This window comes from Salipiger marinus, from assembly GCF_900100085.1.
Classification (GTDB): Bacteria; Pseudomonadota; Alphaproteobacteria; order Rhodobacterales; family Rhodobacteraceae; genus Salipiger; species Salipiger marinus.
Window position 1 is genome coordinate 1 of sequence record NZ_FNEJ01000073.1, and the last position, 3,144, is coordinate 3,144.

The 3,144-nt window shown below is 63.5% G+C and carries 4 protein-coding genes; 3 read left to right on the forward strand and 1 reads right to left on the reverse strand.

Annotated elements, in window-relative coordinates; genetic code table 11:
• Positions 1 to 130: 130 nt before the first annotated feature.
• On the reverse strand, positions 131 to 1,225 hold the full coding sequence (locus tag BLR51_RS26780; RefSeq protein WP_242656866.1) for an IS110 family RNA-guided transposase: 1,095 nt from the start codon (positions 1,223 to 1,225) through the stop codon (positions 131 to 133).
• Here BLR51_RS26780 and BLR51_RS26785 point away from each other — a divergent pair.
• The 3 genes from BLR51_RS26785 to BLR51_RS28640 all read left to right on the forward strand — a co-directional run bounded on the left by BLR51_RS26785 (position 1,212) and on the right by BLR51_RS28640 (position 3,093).
• Entirely contained in the window at positions 1,212 to 1,934 is a 723-nt protein-coding gene (locus BLR51_RS26785; protein ID WP_165616967.1) for a GTPase family protein, read from the forward strand. The genes BLR51_RS26780 and BLR51_RS26785 overlap by 14 nt on opposite strands.
• Before the next feature lie 372 nt (positions 1,935 to 2,306).
• Positions 2,307 to 2,657: a hypothetical protein gene (locus BLR51_RS26790; protein ID WP_089852584.1), complete on the forward strand. Its 351-nt coding sequence runs from the start codon at positions 2,307 to 2,309 to the stop codon at positions 2,655 to 2,657.
• A gap of 55 nt (positions 2,658 to 2,712) precedes the next feature.
• A complete protein-coding gene (locus tag BLR51_RS28640; RefSeq protein WP_165616968.1) occupies positions 2,713 to 3,093 on the forward strand; it encodes a transposase family protein in 381 nt (126 codons plus the stop codon).
• Positions 3,094 to 3,144 lie beyond the last annotated feature (51 nt).

Sequence of the window (3,144 nt, forward strand, 5' to 3'; positions counted from 1 at the left end):
GCCTGCGCCAAGGCGTCGATGAGTTCGGCCAGGGTGCAGCGGTAGACGCTACGGCCCGCCTTTACCGCAGCGACGCCCAAGGCTGTTGCCAGGTGATCTTGTACCGATAGCGCAAGGCGTTTTTCTGGGTTCAAACGGCGATAGGACTCCTGTTGGCGCGGCGTGTAGCACGGATGGCTTCCGGCACGATGTAGCGCGCGGCGACAAGCGCCTTTGCCTCGGCGCAGGTGATCTCGCGTCCGTCTTGGTCGCGTAAGATGTAGGGCTTGCCGGATCGCAGCACACGAAAGATGCGATTGACGAGCCGGTTGGCGACGGCGCAGAGGGCCTGTTTGTGATGATGACCCTTGCCGGTCATCAGCCGCCAGTAGACCTCGGCCAGGTCGGGGTCGATCTTGCGGGCCGTGTCTGCGGCGAGCATCAGGGCGCGCTTGATGCGGTCGTTTCCACCCTGTGTGATCTTCTGGCCGGGGCGTTCCGCTCCGCCACTGTCCGACCGGCGCGGGAACAAGCCACAGAAACCGCGGATGTGACGTTCGGACCGGAACCGATCGGCGCTGTGGAGCAGGCCGAACAGGACTGGCGCGAGGCGGCGGCCGACCCCGGGGATGGTGCGCAGCACATCCTCGGGTTGCAATTCGGTATAGAGCGCCTCGATTTTGCGATCCAGTTCGGCGCGCGCAGTCATGTGAGCGTTCATGACGTCGACCTCGATGGCGATTTCTGCCTGCAGCTCGGCGAAGTCGACATGCCTGCGGTGGAGGTCGCGGGCCTCGCGGGCGGCCTGGCGCAGCCCCTCGACGAGGGCGTCGACGAAGGGTCCGCTGTGGGGGTGATTGCCGCTGGCATGCTTGGCGATGAAGGTAGCCATGGTGGTCTTGCGCGCCTTGAGGGTCACTTCGGGATCGACCCAGCGCTGCAGCAGGGCGATCGAGAGGCGGGTGCCGAGGTCGGGCAGGACGCGCTCCAGCCCCGGGGATGCCCAGCGGATCAGGTCGAGAAGCCGACGTTTGGCTGCGGCGATCGCATCCTGGAAGCGGCTACGCTGCTTGGTCAGGCGCTGCAGGGCATGGCTCTTTGGGGCGGGAATGTGGAGCGGATCGAGCTCTGGTCCCCCGAAGCCTGGAATGGCGGCCAGCACATGCGCATCCGCGAGATCGGTCTTGGCGTGTTCGGAGAGATAGCGGCGCAGCGCCTTGACGCGCTTGCCCTTGACGCGGGTCACGGCGATCCCGCTGTCGGCGAGCCTGTGCGCAACGGGGAGCCTCGTCAACGCGCTTCGCGGTAGCGACCTGGCTGAAACGGATGTCGTCGCCGCGACCGACCGGGCCCGGACATATTCCTGCGAATTCGACGGCGTCGCCACATTTCTGCTGGATCTGCCGGGGCTCGATGGGTCGAAGCGGATAACCGAAGCGGTCATGAAGGACCTCCCGAGCACGGACATGGTGATCTGGACCATCCGCGCAAACCGGCCCGCGCGCGAGATCGACCGCGCCGTTCTCGCGTATTTCCACGAGCATTTCGCGACGAGACCGGAGCGGCGCATGCCTCCGGTCGTCGTCGTCGTCACCGGCATCGACCAGATCCTTCGCGGCTGGCCCTATGCCGAGAACCTGCTGAGTGACGAGGCCATGGGCCTCGTTGCCGACGTCGTGGCCGCGGTCGCAGTTGACATCGGTGATAATGGCGCGCGCCCGGTCCCCGTCGCGCTTGTCGAACCTGAATGGAACACCGGCACTCTGCGCGACCGCGTGCAGGCCCATCTCGGGGAGGCGCTGATGGCCCAACGCAATCGCCTGCGCGTCGAGAACCGGGCCTCCCTTCGGCAGGAAGCGGCGCGGACCGGCCGTGGACTGCGTCATGGGCTTTCGCTGATCGGATCCCGCATGTCCCCAAAGCAGAAAACGGACGACCAAGGCGACGCGACGTGACATACGCCGCAGAGTGGGAGCCGAAATTGTGTGCAAGGTGTCGTCCTGCGGGTCCGGGGAATAACTGGTCGACGTTGAACAACGCCTATGTGGCCATGGCGCGGACGCGCGAACCATCGTCGACGTCACGGAGGGCGGGTGCTAAGCGGCTGCGAGCCAGACAAGGCTAAAAGAGCCCTCAGCCGGGCGAGTTACTTGGGGTTGATGTGCCGCATGACTGATCGAACGCTGCGCGGTCGGTCCTGGGCTAACAGCGTCACTGGAGCAATGATCTGCCCGATCGTAAATCGGGAGGGACCCGACCCATTGTCGAGACTTCCCGCTTCGCATCCTTGCTCGCTGCAACTTTTCACCGCACGATTAGGATGATGAATGGACACACGGAAGGATGTCCCTTGTATCTTCGTGCACTGTTGTTCGGCCATTTTGGGCGTCCTCCCTGCGTCTCTCCTTGCCATGAATTTCTCGATCGAGAGATTGGACCTGAGGCCCATCCGGCAACCGACCCTTCATGTCACCGCCACGGGCGAAATCCTTCCGGGCGACACGGAGAAATTGAAGGTCGCCTTCGACGCCATCGACAAGACCGGTGTCCGTGACGTGCTTCTCATGTTCGACAGCCCAGGCGGATCGCTCATGGAAAGCCTCGAAATGGGCGCCTACATCGCCGACATCCCGGCGTGTGTTCGGCGTGCAAAACTGGCTCTGACGCACATCGTGTGATGTTTTTCGGCATAGCCCCTACATTTGGCGTAGATTCTGAAGGGGGATGAGCGCCATGACAGGACGTTTCGACACCAGGTTGTTGCCTGAAGGGCTTCGCGCAACTGGATACAGCGCAGATGGCGCGATCCTTGCGATTGACGCAGAGGTCATTGACGCCGAGGTGATCTGCCCGGGTTGCGGGCAGCGGTCTTCCCGTCGGCATGGACGTTATGTCCGGCACCTCAAGGATTTTCCAGCGCATGGTCGTTCCGTGCAGGTACGCTTGTCAGTGCAGCGGTTCCGCTGTGTTGAGGCGCACTGTCCCACGATAACTTTCAGCGAGAAAGTCCCGGATTGCCTTGCGTGCCGACATGGTCGTCGGACCGGGCGATTTCAGGACCTCGTCGCCTTGAGCTGCTGCCGGTTTCGTGGACAGCAGGTTAAGCTAGCATAGCGCGGGCCTCGAACTCCATCGGGCTGAGGTAGCCCAGTTTCGAATGCCGTC